This is a genomic window from Mesorhizobium sp. M7A.F.Ca.MR.362.00.0.0 (assembly GCF_004023175.1).
Classification (GTDB): domain Bacteria; phylum Pseudomonadota; class Alphaproteobacteria; order Rhizobiales; family Rhizobiaceae; genus Mesorhizobium.
Window position 1 is genome coordinate 1 of record NZ_RZTF01000490.1, and the last position, 4,195, is coordinate 4,195.

Genomic DNA, 4,195 nt, shown 5'->3' on the forward strand with positions numbered 1-4,195 from the left:
GGAACACCCCTCATCCGTCGCCTTCGGCGACACCTTCTCCCACAAGGGGAGAAGGGAAGTTGTGCCGCTCAAAACCGCTCCAACTTCCCTCGCACCTTCGCCAGAAACGCCGCCCTCGTCGCCGGCGTCGAGGCATCCATCAAATAGTGCGCCAGGAAAAACGTCCGGCAGCGTGTCGCGCACAGTGCTCGCATGCCGCGCAGCAGGGTCTTGCGTCCCGGCTGGCCAACGACGACGCTCCACCAGGTCGGGGCGCCGCAAGTGGTGATGACGCCGACCTTGGTTACATGCGTCATCAGCGACTTGATCCGGCCCTTGCCTGCCGGCAGCTTGAAGGCGACGTCCGTCGCCCACACCCGGTCGAGCCAGCCCTTCAGCATCGCCGGCAGCCCGTACCACCAGGTCGGATAGACGAACAGGATCGCTTCGGCCCAGTTGAGCAGTTCGAAATGCGGCTTCAGCGCCGGGTCCTGCGGCGCCTGGTCATTGTAGGAGCGCCGCTCGTCGCAGCCCATCACCGGATCGAATTTCTCGGCATAGAGGTCGAGCAGCCGCACCTCCCAGCCTCGTCGCATCAGCACGTCCACGGCGGTGTCGCGAATTGCCGCACAGAAGCTGTCCGGCACCGGATGGCAGTAGACCACCAGCGCGCGCATCAGAAGGCATCCATGCTGGCCGCGACCTTGGTCGTGAAAGCCTTGCGCGTTTGGTCGGTAGACAGGTTCATCGCGTAGTGCGCGAGGTAGCTCACCGGCGCGCCCGGTTTTACGGTGGCGCGCAGCATGCGCTTGATCAGCTTGCGTGGCGGATCGCCCATCAGCATGGCGCGGAACCGGCTGCCCCCATAGGTGGTCACCGCCGCAACCTTGCGTATGTTGTGCAGCGACGGCTGCGCCTTGCCGTCGACCAGCTTGAACGACACGCCGGGCAGGAAGACGCGATCGAAAAAGCCTTTCAGGATCGCTGGAAAGCCATAGTTCCAGACCGGATAGGAAAGCACCAGCGCATCGGCTCGCAGCAGGCGTTCGACATAAGGCGCGGCAGCGTCAGCGGCGCCGCGTTGGCTGTGGTAGTCCAGTCTTTCCTGGCGCGTCATCCGCGGATCGAAATCCTCCGCGTAGAGGTCGCAGTCGTCCACCGCATGGCCCGCCGCTGTCAGCCGCTCTACGATCATGCGGTGCAGGCCGGCATTGAAGCTGGTCTCGACCGGATGGGCGTAAAGGAAGAGGATGTTCATCGGAGGACATCCTGCAGGTCAGCGCGAGGCACCCCCCTCTGCCCTGCCGGGCATCTCCCCCTCAAGGGGGTAGATTGGCGGTTTCCGCGTTGCTGCCTATCTGCGACGTTGATGGTTAGCGAAAGCAGCGCGGCAGTCTGATCTCCCCCCTTGAGGGGGAGATGGCCGGCAGGCCAGAGGGGGGTGCAGCGCCACACGCTGGTCATCAGCTTGCCCTCTGCAGCCCCTTGAAAAGGAATGTCCGGCCCGACCGGTAGTCATAGTCCGGGTTCTCCCAGGCGATCATCTTGCCGGGGTTGAGCAGCCCTTGCGGATCGGTCTCGCGCTTGAAAGCGAGCTGCACCGCGTCGGTCTGCTTCATGCCGCCCTCTTCCAGCGTGTAGCGATGCGGGTTGAAGATCGGGCAGCCATTCTCCTCATGCAGGCGCACGATCTCGTCGAGCCGTGCTTCGGTGGTGAACTTGACCAGCGGCAGGCCAAAGCAGGTGATGTTGCCGTCCAGCCGCACGAATTCCAGATGCGAAAAAACCTCGCCCGGAAACATCGCGTCCATCCTCTCGACCAGCACCAACTGGTTGGGAAAGGGATAGAGCGACTGCAGATAGGTAATCGAAGGATCAACGCGCAGCGCCCTCAGCGTCGTATGGTTCCAGGCCAATTCATAGGCCGGCGGCAGGCCCTTTTTCTCGTCCGGCGTCGCGGTTACCGCATTGTAGATCACCTCGCCGCCGGCACGGCGGGTGAAGGCCAGGAAAGCATCGAGCCCATGTTGCGCCACCATGACGACGCAGATGCTCTGCCCCTCCGTCAGGAATTTCTGGTGCCGCTTGAAATAGAGCTGCGGCACGGGTGCGGCTATCGGCGTGATCAGCTTGGTCAAAATACCGTCCTGGCAGGCCAGCGCATTGCCATACCGGGCGACATCCATGAAAGCGTCGAAGCCGACGATGACGTCGATCCATTCATAGGCCGCGGTCAGCGGCATCTCGACCTCCGATATGATGCCGTTGGTGCCATAGGCGTGGGTGACCTTGTGCAGATCCTCGCCGGTGAGTTCGAGCGCTTTCGGTTCGGCCTCCATGGTCACCACACGCAGGCGCAGCACATTGCCGAAATCGCGCAACCCGCCGAAATTGATCGAGCCGACGCCGCCCGAACCGCCGGCGATGAAGCCGCCGATCGAAGCGGTGTTGTAGGTGGAAGGCGACAGCCGGAGTTCCTGCCCGGAATGCGCCCGCGTTGCCTTGTCGATATCGGCCAGGATGGCCCCCGGCCCGGTCACCACGCGACCTGGCGCGATCGACTTGATCTCGTTCATCTCGGCAAGGTTGAGCACGACGCCGCCGGAGAGCGGCATCGCCTGGCCGTAATTGCCGGTGCCGCTGCCGCGCGGCGTCACCGGCACGCCATGGCGGTGACAGGCGGCAAGCACGCGGATCAGTTCGGCCTCGTTCTTCGGCGTCACGATCAAATCGCCGGTGACATGGTCCAACTGCTGCTTCAGCACCGGGCTGTACCAGTAGAAGTCGCGGCTCTTCTGCTGGACGATGGCCGGATTGTCGTCGACCTTCAGGCCTTCGAGATCGCGTTTGAGCGCCGAAAAATCCATCATTCCACCATCAGTTCGTCGAGTTCGGCGTAGTCCGGCAATTGCCGGTCGATCGCCTTGCCGCCGCGCACGACGATGCGATCCGATTCGGGCCGCGACAGCAATTCTGTCCAGCTTCGGCCCTTGAACACGATGAAGTCGGCATCGCCGCCGCTGGCCAGCGTGCCGAAGCCGTCGAGTCTCATCACATCAGCCGGCGTCGCGGTAACCGCTTGCGGCCAGTCGGCAACCGGATGGTCCAAATGCAGGATGCGCGTCGCCATGCGGTAGACCTCCAGCATGTCGAGATCGCCATAGGCATAGAAGGGATCACGCGTGTTGTCGGAAGCGACCGCCACCGGAATGCCCCTCGCCTTCATCTCGTGCAGCAGCGTCACGCCGCGCCAGCGCGGCGTGGTCTGATCCGAGCGGTCTTGCAGGTAGAGATTGCACATCGGCAGCGAGACGACGGCGAGCCCCGCTTTCGCCACCTTGTCCAGCGTGTCGAGCACGTCGAGGTCCGGCTGGCGCGCCAGCGAGCAGCAATGGCCGACGAGGATCTTTCCTTCGAAACCGTTCCAAAGAGCGGCCTCGGCGATCTTCTTCAGCGATATGGCGGAGATATCATCGGTCTCGTCGGCATGGAAATCGAGATCGAGGCCATGCTTGATGGCTTGCGCGAAGACATGGTCGAGCAGTTCTTCGAGGTCCGGCACCATATAGGTGACGACACCGAGCACGCCCTTTGCCGCGGCAACCCTTTTTGCCAGTCTGTCGAACCACTTTTTGTCGCGCACGCCTTCGATGCCGAGCAAACAGGCGCCCTGCAATTCGATACGGCCGCGCCATGCCTCGCGCATCGTCTCGAACACTGGCCAGGAGATTTCCTCCTGCGGCGCGACGCTGTCGATGTGGGTGCGCAGCGCCCTGGTGCCATGCGCGTAGGCGCAGCGCAGTGAAAAATCCATCCGCCGTGCCAAATCCTCGGCGCTCCAGCGTGCCACGCGATCGGCACCGGCGGCATTCAACGCGCCCAAGAACGTGCCGTCAGGATTGGGCTTTCGCGGCCAGATATGGCCCTTGTCGATATGCGTGTGGCAGTCGACGAAGCATGGCAGGATTATACGGCCGGCGAGGTCAATCGCATCGGCGGATCGGCCATGCGCGGTGATGCTGGAAATCTTCCCGTCGGCCACAGCGATGTCGGCAAGCCCGAAGCCGTCAGCATCGAAGGGCGCGGAAAGGCCTGGTGCCAGTGAGCGATGAAGGCGAACATTGGCGAGATGGTAAGAGCCGAAGGTTGGTATCAAGCGTTGCCCCCCTCTGTCCTGCCGGACATCTCCCCCTCAAGGGGGGAGATTGGCTGTTGT

General features: G+C 63.1%; 4 protein-coding genes. All 4 read right to left on the reverse strand.

The genetic code is table 11. From position 1 onward, the window contains the following. Positions 1-68: 68 nt before the first annotated feature. Entirely contained in the window at positions 69-656 is a 588-nt protein-coding gene (locus EOC06_RS33695) for an NAD(P)H-dependent oxidoreductase (protein ID WP_128309827.1), read from the reverse strand. Further along, positions 656-1,237, reverse strand: coding sequence for an NAD(P)H-dependent oxidoreductase (locus EOC06_RS33700; RefSeq protein ID WP_128309828.1), 582 nt, complete (start codon positions 1,235-1,237; stop codon positions 656-658). The genes EOC06_RS33695 and EOC06_RS33700 overlap by 1 nt, the downstream gene beginning before the upstream one ends. Positions 1,238-1,442: 205 nt before the next feature. Beyond that, positions 1,443-2,846 carry an FAD-binding oxidoreductase gene (locus tag EOC06_RS33705; RefSeq protein ID WP_128309830.1) on the reverse strand — a complete coding sequence of 468 codons (1,404 nt, stop codon included), beginning with the start codon at positions 2,844-2,846 and terminating at the stop codon, positions 1,443-1,445. Next, positions 2,846-4,135: a cytosine deaminase gene (locus EOC06_RS33710; protein ID WP_128309829.1), complete on the reverse strand. Its 1,290-nt coding sequence runs from the start codon at positions 4,133-4,135 to the stop codon at positions 2,846-2,848. The genes EOC06_RS33705 and EOC06_RS33710 overlap by 1 nt, the downstream gene beginning before the upstream one ends. Positions 4,136-4,195 lie beyond the last annotated feature (60 nt).

Excerpts from the sequence above, each read along its gene's own strand:
- EOC06_RS33700 (WP_128309828.1), bottom strand. The coding sequence starts at position 1,237 with ATGAACATCCTCTTCCTTTACGCCCATCCGGTCGAGACCAGCTTCAAT.
- EOC06_RS33705 (WP_128309830.1), bottom strand. The coding sequence starts at position 2,846 with ATGGATTTTTCGGCGCTCAAACGCGATCTCGAAGGCCTGAAGGTCGAC.
- EOC06_RS33695 (WP_128309827.1), bottom strand. The coding sequence starts at position 656 with ATGCGCGCGCTGGTGGTCTACTGCCATCCGGTGCCGGACAGCTTCTGT.